The sequence below is a fragment of the Streptomyces sp. NBC_00443 genome (assembly GCF_036014175.1).
GTDB lineage: Bacteria > Actinomycetota > Actinomycetes > Streptomycetales > Streptomycetaceae > Streptomyces.
The window spans coordinates 9,189,219-9,205,511 of the sequence record NZ_CP107917.1; the positions used below are offsets into that span (position 1 = coordinate 9,189,219).

At 69.3% G+C, this 16,293-nt stretch carries 11 protein-coding genes and 2 pseudogenes; 3 read left to right on the forward strand and 10 right to left on the reverse strand.

Features of this window, described 5'->3' with window-relative positions; all coding sequences use genetic code 11:
- Positions 1-135 precede the first annotated feature (135 nt).
- The gene (locus OHO27_RS41860; protein ID WP_328430124.1) at positions 136-1,506 is read right to left on the reverse strand and encodes an MFS transporter; all 1,371 of its coding nucleotides are present in this window, start codon (positions 1,504-1,506) and stop codon (positions 136-138) included.
- Positions 1,507-1,699: 193 nt separating this feature from the next.
- On the opposite strand from OHO27_RS41860, the gene OHO27_RS41865 reads away from it, so the two are divergent.
- Positions 1,700-3,223: a carboxylesterase/lipase family protein gene (locus OHO27_RS41865; RefSeq protein WP_328430125.1), complete on the forward strand. Its 1,524-nt coding sequence runs from the start codon at positions 1,700-1,702 to the stop codon at positions 3,221-3,223.
- Positions 3,224-3,315: 92 nt separating this feature from the next.
- On the forward strand, positions 3,316-3,558 hold the full coding sequence (locus OHO27_RS41870) for a hypothetical protein (RefSeq protein WP_328430126.1): 243 nt from the start codon (positions 3,316-3,318) through the stop codon (positions 3,556-3,558).
- 140 nt (positions 3,559-3,698) lie between these two features.
- On the opposite strand, the gene OHO27_RS41875 is transcribed toward OHO27_RS41870, so the two are convergent.
- Positions 3,699-4,100, reverse strand: a complete 402-nt coding sequence (locus OHO27_RS41875) for a hypothetical protein (protein WP_328430127.1) — start codon at positions 4,098-4,100, stop codon at positions 3,699-3,701.
- A gap of 279 nt (positions 4,101-4,379) precedes the next feature.
- On the opposite strand from OHO27_RS41875, the pseudogene OHO27_RS41880 reads away from it, so the two are divergent.
- Positions 4,380-4,596 (forward strand): annotated as a pseudogene (locus OHO27_RS41880) (hypothetical protein).
- A 92-nt stretch (positions 4,597-4,688) separates the two neighbouring features.
- Here OHO27_RS41880 and katG read toward each other — a convergent pair.
- From katG to OHO27_RS41920, 8 genes and pseudogenes are all read right to left on the reverse strand, one after another.
- Positions 4,689-6,878, reverse strand: coding sequence for a catalase/peroxidase HPI (gene katG / locus OHO27_RS41885; protein WP_328430128.1), 2,190 nt, complete (start codon positions 6,876-6,878; stop codon positions 4,689-4,691).
- Positions 6,879-7,235: 357 nt separating this feature from the next.
- Positions 7,236-8,102 (reverse strand): GNAT family N-acetyltransferase, encoded by an 867-nt coding sequence (locus tag OHO27_RS41890; RefSeq protein WP_328430129.1) that lies wholly within the window; start codon positions 8,100-8,102, stop codon positions 7,236-7,238.
- Between the two features lie 161 nt (positions 8,103-8,263).
- Positions 8,264-9,526, reverse strand: coding sequence for a cation:proton antiporter (locus tag OHO27_RS41895; RefSeq protein WP_328430130.1), 1,263 nt, complete (start codon positions 9,524-9,526; stop codon positions 8,264-8,266).
- Between the two features lie 118 nt (positions 9,527-9,644).
- On the reverse strand, positions 9,645-10,805 hold the full coding sequence (locus OHO27_RS41900; RefSeq protein WP_328430131.1) for an oxygenase MpaB family protein: 1,161 nt from the start codon (positions 10,803-10,805) through the stop codon (positions 9,645-9,647).
- A 93-nt stretch (positions 10,806-10,898) separates the two neighbouring features.
- On the reverse strand, positions 10,899-11,954 hold the full coding sequence (locus tag OHO27_RS41905) for a polyprenyl synthetase family protein (protein ID WP_328430132.1): 1,056 nt from the start codon (positions 11,952-11,954) through the stop codon (positions 10,899-10,901).
- Positions 11,944-12,222, reverse strand: coding sequence for a polyprenyl synthetase (locus OHO27_RS41910; protein WP_328430133.1), 279 nt, complete (start codon positions 12,220-12,222; stop codon positions 11,944-11,946). The genes OHO27_RS41905 and OHO27_RS41910 overlap by 11 nt, the downstream gene beginning before the upstream one ends.
- Positions 12,223-12,470: 248 nt before the next feature.
- Positions 12,471-14,110, reverse strand: a pseudogene (locus OHO27_RS41915) (TlrC/CarA/OleB/SrmB family ABC-F type ribosomal protection protein).
- A 695-nt stretch (positions 14,111-14,805) separates the two neighbouring features.
- The gene (locus OHO27_RS41920; protein ID WP_328430134.1) at positions 14,806-15,825 is read right to left on the reverse strand and encodes a DNA-directed RNA polymerase subunit alpha; all 1,020 of its coding nucleotides are present in this window, start codon (positions 15,823-15,825) and stop codon (positions 14,806-14,808) included.
- Positions 15,826-16,293 lie beyond the last annotated feature (468 nt).

Sequence of the window (16,293 nt, forward strand, 5' to 3'; positions counted from 1 at the left end):
CGAAACGGGGGTAGTACGTCGGATGCCCGAGGACGGGCGTGGTGGACCGCCGCGGCCGTCGCGATGACTGCCACGGCCGCGACGGCCGGCGTCAGGGTCCGCCACAGGCGTTCGATGTGGACGTGTGACCGGGCGTCAGTGGCCGGAGGCCCCCGTGTCGGCCGCCTGCGCGGTGACGGGTGTGGGAGCTGGTGATCCGCTCCGGCCGAGCCGCCGGGCGAGCGGTACGAGGGCGATGGCGAGCGCGCCCAGCAGCCCCGCCAGGGCGAACGTGGTGAAGCCCCAGCTCTGGTTGCCGCTGTTGGCGAGCGCTCCGATGAGCCAGGGACCGATGACGGCGCCGGTGCGGCCGACTCCGGTGACCCAGCCGAGGCCGGCGGCGCGCTCGCTGTCGCGGTAGACGGAGTTGGTGGCGGCGTAGACCATGACCTGTGCGCTGAACAGGAACACACCGGTGACGGCGACCACGACGTATGTCATGCCCAGCGGCAGGTGGGACTTGAGCAGCAGGGCGCCGGCGGCGGTCAGGACGAACCAGATGGCTGACACGCGTACCGCGCCGAACTTGTCGGCGGTGCGGCCGGCGATGAGCAGGCCGATGATGCCGCCCGCGTTGATGACCATGAGGAAGCTGACGGAGGAGTTCAGGCCGTAGCCTTCGGCGCGCATCATCTGCGGCAGCCAGGTGCTCACGCCGTAGACGAGGAGCAGACCGCTGAAGGAGGCCAGCCACAGCAGCGGCGTCGCCCAGCGGGAGTCCGGATGGAACAGGGCTCGTACGGCGGCCAGTCGGCCCGCCGCGCCGGCGGCTGGGGCGGCCACGGGTGTGGGCCGGGGCAGTCCATAGCGGTCGGCGACGGCGTCGGCCTTGTCGCGGTCACCGCGTGCCAGCAGCACGCCGGGCGACTCGGGCAGCAGCTTCAGCAGCAGCGGTACGGCGATCACGGCCGGGAGCACACCCGCCCAGAACACCCAGCGCCAGCCGGCGGCCGGGGCGAGGGTGAGGCCGAGGCCGGTCGCTGCCATGCCTCCGAAGTGGTACGAGGTCATCAGCAGGCCGGTGGTCAGGGCGGCCCGGCGCGGCGGCGCGAACTCCATGACCATGGCCAGGCACAGCGGCATGAGACCGCCGAGGCCGAGTCCGGAGAAGAAGCGTCCGGCGCCGAAGAGGCCAACGCCCGCGGCGACGGCGCAGATCGCCGAGCCGACGGAGAACAGCGTCACGCTGGCGACGAGCATCAGTCGGCGGCCGAGCCAGTCGGTGAGGTTTCCGGCGGTGAGCGCGCCGATGAGCATGCCGAACGTGGTCCAGCTGCCGATGGTGCCGGCGGTGGCCGGGGTCAGTCCGAGCCCGGTGTCGTCGAGCATGTGCGGCATCACGGCGCCGTAGATGTTCACGTCCATGCCGTCGAAGAACACGGCCAGCCAGCACAGGGCGAGGACTGGGAAGACCGTGCGGAATGTGCGCGGGGGGAGGGTTCCGACAACTACGGGGGAGGGGTGCATCTTCGTCCTTGGAGATGGGGGAAGCTCTGAACAGGAGGCAGTGTGTTCGCTTGGTGAAATGTGCTTCACTGGGAGCTGGCCACGAGTCTCGGACTGTGCCCGGCGGGTGTCAATGGCGCGGAGCTGGGCAATCCCCGGGTTCTCGATCTTGAGCCGTCCAAGGGCCGCCCTGGCCGCTGCACGAGGAGTCGATATGAGCGGTGCCGAGTTTCCAGAGGCCATGACGACGGCGGGTGCGCTGCGCGGCCGCCGCGAGGAGGGACTGGCGGTCTTCCGCGGTATCCCGTACGCGCAGCCGCCGGTGGGTGAGGCACGCTTCGCGGCGCCGCTCCCGCTGCGGCGCTGGGACGGCGTGCGGGACGCGCTCGCCTTCGGCCCGCCGCCCCCGCAGGAGCCGCTCGGGCCCGACACCGCGCCTGCCGACCGCGTCCCGGCCGGTGGCGATGACTGGCTGACGGTCAACGTCTGGACGCCGGACACGGACTCGGCGGCCCGCCGGCCGGTGATGGTGTGGATCTACGGCGGCGCCTACAAGTTCGGCTCTGCCGACGACCCCGCCTACGACGGCAGCCGCCTCGCCCGCGACGGCGACCTGGTCGTCGTCACCCTCAACTACCGGGTCGGCATCGAGGGGTTCGCCCGGATCGAGGGCGCCCCCGCCAACCGTGGTCTCCTCGACCAGGTCGCGGCCCTGGAGTGGGTGCGGGAGAACATCACCGCGTTCGGCGGTGACCCCGACCGGGTCACCGTTTTCGGCGAGTCGGCAGGCGCCGGGTCCATCGCCGCGTTGATGGTCATGCCGCTGGCCCGGGGACTGTTCCGGCGGGCCATCGCCCAGAGTGTGCCGGGTACGTTCTTCTCGGACGCGCTGGCCGAGGACATCGCCCAGGCCATCGCGGGTGAGCTGGGGCTGCGCCCGACGGTGGCCGACCTGTCCGGGGTCGACCCGCGCAAGTTGCCGGCGGCGGGGGCCGCGGTGAGCGCCCGGATGCGCGAGTACGTGCACCGGTGGGGCGCGGTTGCCCTCACCCCGACGCCGTTCTCGCCGGTCGTCGACCGCGAGGTCCTGCCCACCACGCCGTGGGACGCGTTGGCGAGCGGCGCGGCCCGGGAGATCGAGCTGATCGTCGGGCACAACCGGGACGAGTACCGGCTCTTCCTCGCGCTCGGCGGGCTGCTCGGCCGGGTGGACGACAGCCTCGCGTCCATGGCGCTGGGTGTGTTCGGTCCGACGCCTGACGCCGAGCATGCCTACCGGTCCGCGTTCCCGGAGGCGTCAGCGGAGCACCTGTTCGAACTCGTCCAGTCCGACTGGCTGTTCCGCATGCCCTCGCTGCACCTCGCACAGGCACACGCGGCGGGCGGCGGCCGGGCGCACCTGTACGAACTCACCTGGTCCGCCCCGGCGAACGGGGGCGCCCTGGGCGCCTGCCACGGCCTGGACGTGCCCCTGACCTTCGGCAATTACGGTGGCCTCGGCGCCATGCTGATCGGCCCCGTACCCTCGCCCGGGACGGAGGCGCTCTCCGACCGCTTCCGCTCCGCCTGGACCGCCTTCGCCCGCACCGGTGATCCGGGCTGGCCCGCCTACGACACCGAACAACGCCTGGCCCAACTCCTCGACCCCACCCCCACGGTGGCCACCTACCCCGAGGAGACCTCCCGCCGCCTCTGGGAACACCACACGTTCGCACCGCTGACTTTGGCCACCCCATGACGGTCCCGCGCTGACGTCGTAGCTGCCAGGCCGGCCGAGTGGTGGCTCACGGAACAGAACATCCTTATGCCAGTGGCATCGTTGAGCCGAGCATGAAGATCATCGCTTCCGCCGCGTTCACCGGTGCGGTTCTCCTCATGGCCGCCATTCCCGCCGCGGCAGACGACGGACCCATTGACTTTGGCATCTTCCAGGGCGTCAACGACACCAAAGGATCAAGTTTCACAGACTCGAGCCCGACCTGGACCCAGTCAAATGGCGGGTCGGATGAAACCGTTCCGAAGTCGGCCCTCACGATGCTGGTGGACAACCTCGCTGCATCCGGGGAACAGTGACGGGAATCGAAGCCTGACGAGAATCGAGACCGTCGAATCCGTTACTCGACCTTTCGAAGCGCGAGGGACGGTCACGCCTACCGTCCGTAAAATTGGCGAACCCCGGCGCGAGACGAACGCGCCGGGGTTCGAGGACAGGCTCAGTACCGCGTGGGGAACAACTGGAGGTTGGCCTTGTTTCCGGAGACCGACTTCACCCAGATCTTGAGGTTGTTGAACTTGACGGTGCCGCCCGGGCTGGTGCTGCCGCTGAGACTCCCTCCGGCGGCCGACATCTTCACGGACCGGGAGCTGACACTCGTGATCTTCAAACTCCCGAACCCGAACTTGCGGCTGTCGACCTTGATGGTCTTGGGCGCCGACACGGTGGTCTTGCACCGCCCGTCGTAGCAGGGCCCGTTGGCGGCAGACGCCGCCGGCGTCATCAGGCCGAACCCGAGTGTGCCCGCAATGGTCATCGTCACGGCCGTCGTCGCGGCCCGCCTGCGCCCACCGTCGGTGGTCAGCAGGGTGGCGGCTGTCAGTCGGTGGATACGGTTCACGTCCTCGCCCTTCGATGCGTTGGAAACGGTACGGCGGGAGTTCCTGCCGCCACCGAAGCCCAGACGCCCTGGCGGGCTCGGACTCCGAGGCGGCCGGCTGGTGCCCCGCTGCACCGATTCCAGCGCCCGGCCGATTGTTCAGTAACCCGCTCCCTCGCGCTGAACAACCTGCGGCGCACCAGACACCCACAACGCGCGAGGACGCGCCATCGGTCGGGCTGTCCCGGGACACCTGAGAGGCGTCTCCTTCCCGGCTGCCCCTACAGTGTGTCCGTGGAAATCAAGTGCACCCAGTGCCAGAATGCCGAGCTGCAGCCCGGATTCATTGAAGACGACGGTGACCATGCGAGTGGGTATTCCCGTTGGATACCCGGGCCACTGGAGCGGGGCATTTTCGGTGGAGCGAAGCGCTGGGGGGCGTCCCCGGTACCAGATAGATGCTTACCGGTGTTCCTCGTGCGGCCACCTCGAACTCTTCGCCCCGCACGAAGTCTGACGTCACACCACGTGCTCCCGTACGGAGTCCCGCCGCCGCTCGCTCCCGCCACGGACCACGAGACCGACCGCGGCGCAGACCGTCTTTCAGGCTCAGGAGATGTCGAACCGATCGAGGTTCATCACCTTGTCCCACGCGGCCACGAAGTCACGCACGAGTTTCTCTCCCGCGTCCCTGGACGCGTAGACCTCCGAGACAGCCCGGAGTTGGGAGTGCGAACCGAAGATGAGGTCGACGGCGGTGGCGGTCCACTTGACCTCTCCCGTGGCGCGATCGCGGCCTTCGAATACGTTCTCGTCCGACGCCGAAGCCTTCCACTGCGTGCCCGAGTCGAGCAGGTTGACGAAGAAATCGCTGGTCAGCGTCTCCGGCCGGTTCGTGAAGACGCCGTGCGGGGATCGCTTGAAGCCGGCATTGAGGGAGCGCATGCCGCCGAGCAGAACCGTCATCTCGGGAGCAGTCAGTGTCAGCAGGTTGGCACGGTCCAGCAGGAGAGTCTCCGGCGACAGCTTCTCTCCCGCCCGGAGGTAGTTGCGGAACCCATCTGCCCGGGGCTCGAGTACGGCGAACGACTGCACGTCGGTCTGCTCCTGCGAGGCATCCGTGCGTCCCGGTGCGAACGGGACCGTGATGTCGTGCCCGGCGTTCTTCGCGGCCTGCTCGACGGCTGCACACCCGCCCAGGACGATCAGGTCAGCCAGCGAAACTTTCGTGCCGCCGGTCTGTGAGGCGTTGAAGTCCCGGTGGATCTGCTCCAGCGTCCGCAGCACCTCGGTCACTTCGGGGACGGCATTGACCTCCCAGTCCCGCTGCGGCGCGAGCCGGATCCTTGCCCCGTTGGCGCCGCCGCGCTTGTCGGTACCGCGGAAGCTTGCCGCGGCCGCCCAAGCGGTCGTGACCAGCTGGGAGACGGACAGTCCCGAGCCGAGGATCCTGGCCTTCAGGGCAGCGATGTCCTCGTCCCCGACCAGTTCGTGATCGACCCCGGGCACCGGGTCCTGCCACAGCTGCGGCTCCGCAATCCACGGCCCGAGGTAACGCGAGAGGGGTCCCATGTCACGGTGCAACAGCTTGTACCACGCCTTGGCGAACGCTTCCGCGAGCTGGTCCGGGTTCTCGTGGAACCTCTTCGCGATCGGCCCGTACACCGGATCCAACTTCAGCGCGAGGTCCGTCGTCAGCATCATGGGAGCGTGCCTCTTCGACGGATCATGAGCATCGGGCACAGTGCCCTTGGCCGAGGAATCCGTGGGAGTCCACTGCTTCGCACCAGCGGGGCTCGTCGTCAGCTCCCAGTCGTACCTGAACAGGTTGTCCAGGTAGCCGTTGTCCCACTGGATCGGCTCGGACGTCCATGCGCCCTCGAGCCCACTGGTGAGCGCGTCGCCCCCAGCACCGCTGCCGTACGTGTTCCTCCAACCGAGACCTTGCTGCTCGATGGGGGCCGCCTCGGGTTCCGGGCCGATGTACCCGGCGTCGACCGCACCATGACACTTGCCGAAGGTGTGGCCGCCGACGATGAGCGCAACCGTCTCCTCGTCATTCATCGCCATGCGCCCGAAAGTCTCGCGAACATCCCTGGCGGCAGCGATCGGATCCGGGGTGCCGTTGGGACCCTCGGGATTGACGTAGATCAGTCCCATCTGCACGGCACCGAAAGGGCCAGTGAGTTCCCTGTCGCCGATGTAGCGCTCATCTCCGAGCCATGTGTCCTCGGGACCCCAGAAGATCTCCTCGGGCTCCCAGATGTCCTCGCGTCCGAAGCCGAACCCGAATGTCTTGAACCCCATCGATTCCATGGCACAGTTTCCGGCGAAGACCAGAAGATCGGCCCAGGAGATTTTCTGGCCGTACTTCAGCTTTACCGGCCAGAGCAGACGGCGCGCCTTGTCGAGGCTCGCGTTGTCCGGCCAGCTGTTGAGGGGGGCGAAGCGCTGCGCTCCGCTGCCGCCCCCGCCGCGGCCGTCCGCGATGCGGTACGTTCCCGCGGCATGCCAGCTCATCCGGATGAAGAGCGGCCCGTAGTGGCCGTAGTCGGCAGGCCACCAGTCCTGGGAGGTCGTCATGACCTCGAAGACGTCCCGCTTCAGCGCGTCGACGTCGAGGGTTGCGAACTCCTCCGCATAGTCGAAGTCCTCGTCCATCGGATTGGAGCGGGACGAGTGCTGGTGGAGAACCTGAAGGTCCAGCTGATTCGGCCACCAGTCCCGGTTCGTCCTGGGCCGAGTTGCCGTGGGAGTCGGGGAGGGGATTACTGGGTTCTCGCTTTCGCTGCCGGACATGCCCGACCTTCTTCCTGTCTCCGTGATTCCTTATGCCGCCTGGACATGGCGCCGACCGGCTGGAATTGTGCTCCGTCGGCGTCCGTATGGTCGCGCACCGCAGACCGCATCGCTACGAAACACGCAGGGGACCCCCCGCATAACAAACGCGCGATAAGTGGCGGACTTCGGGGCGGGCCTCTCTGTTCGCGTCGCGATTTCCGGTGTAAGCCGCTCCGCGTACCCGTACGCATTGCAGATCTGTGCGGTGCTGATACCGGTTCACGCGGCAGAGATCCGCATATGGCGGCCCGCAAGGACCGTTCCACCGCTCGCCGTTGCCACTACCGAAGTGGTCAGTCCCTGATCTCGGACGGCCTACACGTCCCGGCGTCGATCCCGCACCTCAGGGAGCGGCCGGAAGCCGGCTGCCTTGTACGTGGCCACGGCGCCGGCATTGGAGCTCGGGGTGCAGACGAGCGCGCTCGACGAGCCCAGCTCCTGGAGTGCGGCTGCCGCGGCGACGCTGATCGCCCTGCCGTAGCCGCGACCGCGATGTTCCCGGTGCACGCCCATCGGCTCGAGCAGCCCGGGCTTCCCCGGACCGGCCGACCACACCGTCACCGCCGCGACCGCGTTGCCCTCGTCGTCGTAAGCAACCAGACACCGGGCGTCTGCATACGGCAATCCGGCCGCCATCGCATGCCAGTGCTCGTCCGCGAACGTCGACCTGTCGAACGATGCCCGCTGTACGGCGGTCCGCACGTGCGCCTGCTCCGGGCCGATCACCTTGATCCGCACGCCTGGGTCCTTCACCGGCTCCCTGAGGTCGCGGCGCAGCGGTGTCCAAGGCTCGTCGGTGTTCCAGCCGTCCTCGAACAGCAGATCCTGGACCAGTGCGCCCACCGGCGCCTCGACGTACGCCTTCCCCTTCATCAGGACGCCGCGCTCCGGCTCGGTCACGTCCTCGACCAGCTGCAGCGCCAACTCCTCGTCCCGCTGGGCGTCCGGCGCGATCGTCAGCCGCAACAGGTCGCGACCGTCCAGCAGGCCGACGGCGAGAATCTGTCCGTCCCGGCTCCATGTCCGGACCGCCGTGGCCGTCGCCTGTGCACCGAACCGCCAGAACCAGCCCAGGTCCCCCGGATGCAGTTGCATCGGCGCCCCGTCGTACTGCCACTCCCGCAGCACGCCCACAGCCTCGCGCAACCCGTCAACTCCCGGCTTGCTCAACACAATCGCCATACCCCCGATCACACACCGCCGCGCCGGCAGCCCGCACTCGGTTTCCGGCCGCGGTGCCGAAGTTGCCCGCCCAGGGGCCGCCGCCCGAGGCGGCGGCGACGGCCGTACGTCTGTCCAGGCCCACACCGACGGCTGCCGGGCCTCCATGGTGCTCGATCGACTCAAGGCGGCCGCTCGGAGTTGCTGCGCAGCCGGTCCAGGCGGGCGATGACGTGGGTCGCTGTGGCGCCGTGGAGGACGACCGACACGAGGATCGTGAAAGCGGTCAGCGACCACAGTTGGTCGGCGAGGCCCGTGAAGTCGTTGTGTCCCAGTGCGTAGGCGAGATAGTAGAGCGACCCGATGCCGCGGATCCCGAACGCGGAGATGACGATTTTCTCTCGGGGTCCGGTCGACAGACCGACCTGTGACACCCAAGCGATGATCGGTCGGACGGCCAGGATCAGCAGCAGCCCGAGTAGGGCTGCGGGCCAGCTGAGGGCGGTCAGGCCGCCGCCGGCGACGTAGCCGCCGACCAGGAAGAGGAGGAATGCGGTCAGCAGCCGCTCGATCTGCTCGGTGAACTCGTGGAGGACCTTGTGGTAGCCGTGGCTGCGTTCGGCGGCCCGGATGGCGCACGACGTGACGGACACGGCCAGGAAGCCGTAACCGTGCAGAAGTTCGGCGATGCCGTAGGTGATGAACGTGGCACCCAGGGCCACGAAACCTTCCAGATGTTCAGAGAGCCGGACGGCGGAAGGCCTGGCCCGGAAGAACATCCATCCCAGCAGTCGGCCGGTCACCAGACCGGCGCAGATTCCGATCGCGGTCTTGGCCAGCAGGTCTCCCAGCACCCATGATCCGATCCAGTCCGCGGACCAGCCTCCACCGGCTGCAGCGGCCAGGGCGACTGCGGCCAGGACGAAGGGAAACGCCAGGCCGTCGTTGAGTCCCGCCTCTGCGGTCAGGGTGAAGCGCACTTCGTCGTCGTCCTGCTCGGAATCAGCGGGTTCTCCGACCCGTACCTCCGCAGCGAGGACCGGATCGGTCGGCGCCAGCACGGCCGCAGCCAGCAGTGCCGTGGCCGGTGGCCAGTCCAGCAGTACGACGGCGAGCAGGGTGGTCACCGCGATCGTGAGCGGCATCGCCAGGCCCAACAACCGCCATGGCCCCGCCCACCGGCCGAAGCCGAGCGGACGGTTGAGGGCCAGGCCCGCACCCATGAGCGAGACGATCACGCAGACCTCCGCCGCGTGCTCCACCCACAGCCGGTCCCGGACCGGGTCCACGACGGGCATGGGGAGCGGTAGCAGCGACACGACCGCACCCGCGGCCAGAAACACCATCGGCATCGACAACGGCCGGCGGAACACCAGCCGTGGCAGCACGGCCGCGGCCAGAGCACCCGCTCCCACGGCGGCATACACGGCATCCGAGAACGTCATCTGTCAGATCGTCGCAGGGCGCGCTGCTGTTCGACCTGGAGCGCGCCGGGGACAGGGCGGAGAACCCCGCGCCGAGGTGCGAAAGTTGGGCGGTTCTCGCGGAAATTGAGCGTGTGGGTCAGGAGACTGTGGCGGCTGGTGGGTTCCATCGGTGGGTGCGGGGCACGTGGTGGGAGATGCCGTAGTCCTGCTTGAGCTGTTCGGGGATGGCGTAGTGCATGACGCGTCCGCGGGTGAGGGAGGACAGCTCGAGGACGGTGGTCAGGTGGCCGAGACGGTCCAGGGCCCAGGCGCCGAGCGGGGAGCGGTCTTCGATGGTTTCGAGGATGCCGAGAAGGTGGGGGAGAGTCTTGACGACGGTGTCCCATGGGGTCTGCGGCACGTGGAGCCAGTCGGCGCAGGTGTCGCCGATGAGGTGGCGGATGAGGGCGGAGACGATCGGATCGAAGAAGGTGCCGGGCACGACCTCCTCGTAGAGGTCGATGAGTTGCCGGGTAAGGTGCGCGCCCTCCTTGGAGGGCCCCATGTGCCGGATCATGTACAGATCGAGAAAGGCGCGCGCCTCCTCCAGGGTTTCGGGTACGGCGTCCTCGTCGACGCCGAGCATGGCGCCGACGACCCGCCACGCGTAGTAGTAGGCTTCGGCGCCTTCCTGCGACATGTGGATGCCGAGACGGTGCAGGCTGTCCAGGACGAGCATGGAGAAGAACATCTGCCCGCCGATCATGTCCTCCTGACAGATCGGCGTTCCCAGCGCGGTGGTGTCCCACCGGTTCTCGCGCTTGAGGTGGTGGCGGATGGAGGCGTGCAGGAGGCGCACCTTCTGGGCGGCGGGGATGAAGCGGCTGCCGCTCTCGAAGGCGTCCGGCTGCATCAGGTAGACGGTGAACTGACCCGTCTCCGCCATGCGTTTGGAGGGGTACTTCAGTCCGTGCGTGGCCGACAGCAGCTTTGCCACGTGTGGGACGAGATAGCAGGCGGGCATGGAGGCGAACGAGAGCGCGGTGGAGATGTGCACGTTGTTGTCGATGAAGAACAGCCGGGCCTTCTCCATCTCCGCCCAGTCCACCCAGGACGGCGGGACGCGGGTGGCTTCAAGGTACTCCCGGGCGACATCGGGCAGCCCGTCCGGCAGGGGAGCCCCGGCGGTGGAGACGTAGCGCATCAGGGTGTTGAACGTGCCTACCTGGCCGCTTTCGAAAAGTGCGGCGACGGTGGCGTCGGCGAGTTCGTCGCCGACGTGCCGTAGGGCGTCCATGGATGCCTCGGTGTAGGGCATGGCGGGGCTCCTTGCTTCTTCGGGACCGTCGACGACCGGTGCGAGGGCCGACGGCCGGGCATGGCGTGGTTGTGCCGGCCGGGGTGCCGCAGTTCAGGACCGGCGGTCCGCCGCGGACTGTGCCAGCGCGGTCAGAGCGCTCGCGGCATGCGCCGGTACGGCCAGCTCGTGGAGTGCGCCGAGTGCCTCATGGACGCGTGCGCTGATCATGTCCTCGATGCGGTCGGGTGCCTTCAGCCGGCACATCACCTCCCGTACCGCTTCCAGCGCATCCGCGTCCGGGCGGCGCCGGCCCAGCAGGGCGCGCAGCCGTTCGCGGTCTCCGTCGCCGGCGAGGCGCCAGGTCTCCGCCAGCAGGGCCGTGGGCCGGTGGCCCCGCACGTCGTCGGCGTTGGCCTTACCCGTGCGTTCCGGGTCTCCGAACAGGCCGAGCAGGTCGTCCCGCAGCTGGAAAGCCTCGCCCAGCGGCAGCCCGTATGCACAGTAGCCCTCGCGCAGCCGCGCCCCTGCCCCGGCCAGGGCGCCGCCGATCAGCAGGGGTTGCTCGACGGTGTACTTGGCGGTCTTGTAGCGGATCACCTTCAGCGACGCGGTGGTGTCCGGACCGGCTCCGGTGCGCAGGAGCTCCAGGCACTCGCCCGCGATCAGCTCGCGGGCCATCACCGACCACAGGGGGCGAGCCCGGGCGAGGTATGCGGCGGGGAGACCGCTGGTGGCGAACAACTCCCCGGCCATTGCCATGAGCAGGTCCCCGACTAGCATCGCCAGCGACCTCGCGGTGGCGTCGGCGCGTGGGCGGCGCCGCACGGCACCACGCAGCGCGATGTGTGCTGTGGGGCGCCCGTGCCGCAGCGGGCTGTCGTCGATGAGATCGTCGTGTACGACTGCGGCGGCGTGCACCAGTTCCATGGAGGCCGCCGCCCGCACCAAGGCGTCGCTGTCCGGCTGTCCCACCGCACGCCAGCCCCAGTAGCAGAAGGCCGCCCGTAGCCGCTTGCCGTCCGCGACCGCCGCCTCCAACTGCTCGGCCACCGGGGTCAGGAGCGGGTCGATCTCGGCGAACCGGTCGGCCTCCTGGGCGACGAACCGGTGCAGTACCTCGTCGATGCGGGTCTTGAACGCGGCCGGCTCCCACCGGTCAGACATCATCGGCGGCCTTCCGGGCCTGGGCGTGCCGGGCGAGGATCTCCAGGTGGGCCGGGGGTACGGCAGCGTACCGATCCAGCGCCAGGCGCCCACGCGCCATCAGCTCGTTCTCGGCCTGCGCTGCCAGCTCCGCTGAATCCGAGCGGCGCAGCAGCCCTCGCAGCGTCCCCACGGCCGAGCCCAGCGTGCTCACCGCCACATCGGCCAGCCCGGCCACGAGCAGCACCGCCTGCTCGTCCAGGCCGGCACGCCGTCCCGCTTCTCGCGTCATGGTCTTCCCCACCCCACAGAACGTCCCAGCGGCGCCGGTCACGCGCCGTGCTTCCGAGCATCGGGCAGACCGGGCGCGAGAGCAGAGGAACTCACGATCGGGTGATCACATCGATCGACAGTACGGACCGCGGATCAACGGTGCCTTCAGCCGCGCGTCCGCGCTTCGCGCTGCTTGCGGTGGCGGCCTGGTGCGCCGGCGATGGTGCCGCGTCGCGATCCGAGGCCAGGCCGCCTGCTTCCCGGCCGTCATGCCTGGCGGATACGGGCGGTGTCCGGCAAGTGCAGGTGCTCGCCCCTGAACTGGGCCCGCAGTGCCCGATCATGCGTGACCAGGACGATTGCGCCCGGGTAATGGGCCAGCGCGGCCTGCAGTTCCTCGACCAGCGCGGGGGAGAGGTGGTTCGTCGGCTCGTCGAGCAGCAGGAGGTCGGCGGGCTCGGAGACCAGCCGCGCCAGCTCCACGCGGCGGCGCTGGCCGTACGACAGCTCGCCGATGCGGAGCCGGAGTTCCGCCGGGCGGAAGAGGCCGAGGGCCAGCAGGGCGTCGGCGTGCTCGTCGGCGGAGCCCACGCGGCCCAACGCGAACGCCTCCGCCACCGTCAGGCCCGGCGGCCACGGCGTCTCGTCCTGGCGCAGATGGCCCACCCGGCCCGGCACCTGCACCGAGCCCTCGTCGGGCCGCAACTCACCCGCGAGCAGCTTCAGCAGCGTGGTCTTGCCCGCACCGTTGGGGCCGGTGACCAGCAGCCGGCCGGACGTTGCGAGGGTGAGGAGTCCAGGTGAAGGCGGTGCCCTACCCGTACGTCCGACAGCTGGACCGAGGGGAGCCCCGCCGCTGACCCCTCTGCGCCGTCCGCCGCCGTCCCGACGCGCGCGGTGAAGGTCAGTGGCTCCGGGGGCGGAGCCACCGGGTTCGCCGTCAGCCGGCCGACCCGCTCGCGAGCGTTGCGGATACGGGCCATCGCGCCGTGCGCCCGGCCGCGGGCCCGGAAGCCGCCGTGGCCGAAGTTGGCCAGCGGCGCCTTGCGCGGGATGCCGTCGAGGCGGACCGCGTGGCCGGCCGCCAGCCGCTCGTTACGGGCCAGTTCGGCCCGCCACTCCTGGTACTCCTGGAGCCGGTTGCGGCGTTCAGCGGCCTTGGCGGTGCGGTAGCCGGCGTAGCCGTCTCCGTACCGCGTGACCCTTCCCGCCTCGGCCTCCAGGACCGTGGAGGTCAGGCGCTCCAGGAAGACGCGGTCGTGGGTGACCGCGAGCACCGTGCCGCGGTGTGCCCGCAGCTGCGCCTCCAGCCACTGAACGGCCTGGTCGTCCAGGTCGTTCGTCGGCTCGTCCAGGAGCAGCAGCTCAGGGCGGCCGGCGAGGACGGCGGCCAGGGCCAGCCGGGAGCGTTCGCCGCCGGAAAGGGTGCCGAGTCGTCGGTCACGGGGGAGCGCGGGCAGGCCGAGGTGGTGCAGGGCGAGGTCGACGCGATGGTCGGCGTCGTAGCCCTCCCGCGCCTCGTAGCGTTCCAGGAGGGCGGCGTACGCGGCGAGTCCCGTCGCGTCCGCGCCGTCGCCGAGCGCCTGTTCGGCCCGGCGCAGCTCCGCCTCCAGTGCGCGCAGATCCGCGAGGGCCAGGTCGACGGCCTCCTGGACGGTGGCGGTCGGGGGCAGGGGGATGGTCTGCGGCAGGTAGCCGATGCCGTCGGCGGCGGTCACGGTCAACTCGCCGCTGTCCGGGCGTTCCTGGCCCGCGATGAGCCGCAGAAGGGTGGACTTGCCGGAGCCGTTGTCACCGATGAGCCCGGCCTTCTCGCCCGGCTTCAGGGCGAACGAGACTTGGTCGAGGACGGTGCGGCCGGGATAGCGCTTGGTGACGTGGTGAAGGGTGAGTTGTGAGCAGTGCACGCGCGGGTCCCTCCTGGCCGCGGGCTTCGGCCCGGGCCGGATCGGGTGGATGAGAGGGCACGGCGGGGCGCCGCGACGGCGGAGCGGTGCTCTACGCGGTCGGCGCCGGCTTTCTCACAGGGAACCCATGTGGAGGACGGTACGAGATGGTGGGGGATTTGGCAAGACGATACGTCTCGTCGCGCAGGTAGGTTTGATGCCCTTGAAGGTGATGCCTGTCGCAGAGGCGCCTCAGCACAAGGGCTCGGAGAAGAGCAAGGGCAGGAAATGCAGGGCCCAGCGGCGTGCCGCCAAGAGCTGGCGTACTTCGCCTTGATCTTCACGAGGCTCATGGTCCTGGCCGAGCCATGGCTGTTGATCGCGGTCGCCCCCTGGCCCAGGCGGTCTCACTCTGGGACTGACCCATGGTCGGGGAGCGCGCACGAGACCGGCATTGGCGCAGGTGAAGGCGCCCCGCACGCCGCCCCAACCCTGCGGTGGGACGGCGCGTCAGGCCGTGTTCTCCGGCGCACCCAGGGGGACAGGAGGCAGGACGAGCTGGCAGCGGTGGCGACCGCCTTCGCCGACTTGGGTCAGGCTTGCACGGCTTGGGCGTCCGCATCTCCGCTGGTGGACCCTTGGGAGATCGGGTGCTGTCGGCCCGTGCCCATCGCTGGCTCCTGTGCCTTCCTGTCCCCCGCGATCCGGCAGCCGAATCAGTACTGCTCGGTCTCCACGAAGCCCGCGTCCGCGTCGTCGTTGCCGAAGGCGTCGGCAGCGACGGTCGGGTCGAATCCGGGCGGGCTGTCCTTGAGGCCCAGGCCCATGCCGGCCAGCTTCGCCTTGACCTCGTCGATCGACTTCGCACCGAAGTTACGGATGTCCATCAGATCGGCCTCGGAACGCGCCAGGAGCTCACCCACCGAGTGGACGCCCTCGCGCTTGAGGCAGTTGTACGACCGAACGGTGAGCTCCAGCTCCTCGATCGGCAGCGCCAGATCAGCGGCGAGCGCGGCGTCCGTCGGGGACGGACCCATGTCGATGCCCTCGGCGTCGATGTTCAGCTCGCGGGCGAGACCGAACAGCTCGACCAGCGTCTTACCGGCGGAGGCCATGGCGTCACGCGGACGCATCGCCTGCTTGGTCTCGACGTCGACGATCAGCTTGTCGAAGTCGGTGCGCTGCTCGACACGCGTGGCCTCGACCTTGTACGTGACCTTCAGAACCGGCGAGTAGATCGAGTCGACCGGGATACGGCCGATCTCCTGGCCGACCTGCTTGTTCTGCACGGCGGAGACGTAACCACGGCCACGCTCGACCGTGAGTTCCATCTCCAGCTTGCCCTTGCCGTTGAGCGTGGCAAGGACCAGGTCGGGGTTGTGCACCTCGACACCGGCCGGGGGCGCGATGTCGGCGGCGGTGACCAGACCCGGGCCCTGCTTGCGCAGGTACATCACGACCGGCTCGTCGTGCTCCGAGGAGACGACCAGCTGCTTGATGTTGAGGATCAGGTCGGTGACGTCCTCCTTGACGCCCGGCACGGTGGTGAACTCGTGCAGCACGCCGTCGACGCGGATGGACGTGACCGCCGAGCCCGGGATCGAGGACAGGAGGGTCCGACGCAGGGAGTTGCCGAGGGTGTAACCGAAGCCCGGCTCCAGCGGCTCGATTACGAACCGGGAACGGAACTCGTCGACGACCTCTTCGGTCAGTGATGGACGCTGAGCGATCAGCACGAGGTATTGCCTCCAGTGTTCTGCGCCCGCTATGTGACGCCGTAGACACCACGAAGGGTACGGGCGGTTCGCCGTCTTTGGAGACCGAACCGCCCGTACCTGATCAGCGGGCTGCAGGTGACATGCCGCCACGCATGATCACGGCGGCGCTGGTTACCGATCAAGGCAACTGCGGGGGCTGGGACCGGTTCGGGCGTTGAGCAGGGGAAATGTCGCCGTGATCGCCATCAGCGCGCAGGGTGTGCATCTTCCGCCGGGCGCCGGCTGCCTCTCACGCGCCGCCTACGGAGGCAGCGCGAGGCTCACCTCGGGGCCCCGGCCCGCGAACCTGACGACCACGCCATCGGCTGCTTCCGCGGCACGCCGCTGTCGGTCCGCGCCCGTCTCGGCTAGGGCGTCCTGTCCTGCACCATGTGGCCTGCCCGGACCGTGGTGTCCCGGCGGTTCGCCGTCATGGTGGAAGATGAT

What these genes read in the sequence shown, in the direction of transcription:
- OHO27_RS41910 (WP_328430133.1), bottom strand. Translation starts at nt 12,222, where the DNA reads ATGACGCGAGAAGCGGGACGGCGTGCCGGCCTGGACGAGCAGGCGGTG.
- OHO27_RS41905 (WP_328430132.1), bottom strand. Translation starts at nt 11,954, where the DNA reads ATGATGTCTGACCGGTGGGAGCCGGCCGCGTTCAAGACCCGCATCGAC.
- OHO27_RS41865 (WP_328430125.1), top strand. Translation starts at nt 1,700, where the DNA reads ATGAGCGGTGCCGAGTTTCCAGAGGCCATGACGACGGCGGGTGCGCTG.
- OHO27_RS41860 (WP_328430124.1), bottom strand. Translation starts at nt 1,506, where the DNA reads ATGCACCCCTCCCCCGTAGTTGTCGGAACCCTCCCCCCGCGCACATTC.
- katG (WP_328430128.1), bottom strand. Translation starts at nt 6,878, where the DNA reads ATGTCCGGCAGCGAAAGCGAGAACCCAGTAATCCCCTCCCCGACTCCC.
- OHO27_RS41900 (WP_328430131.1), bottom strand. Translation starts at nt 10,805, where the DNA reads ATGCCCTACACCGAGGCATCCATGGACGCCCTACGGCACGTCGGCGAC.
- OHO27_RS41870 (WP_328430126.1), top strand. Translation starts at nt 3,316, where the DNA reads ATGAAGATCATCGCTTCCGCCGCGTTCACCGGTGCGGTTCTCCTCATG.
- OHO27_RS41890 (WP_328430129.1), bottom strand. Translation starts at nt 8,102, where the DNA reads ATGGCGATTGTGTTGAGCAAGCCGGGAGTTGACGGGTTGCGCGAGGCT.
- OHO27_RS41895 (WP_328430130.1), bottom strand. Translation starts at nt 9,526, where the DNA reads ATGACGTTCTCGGATGCCGTGTATGCCGCCGTGGGAGCGGGTGCTCTG.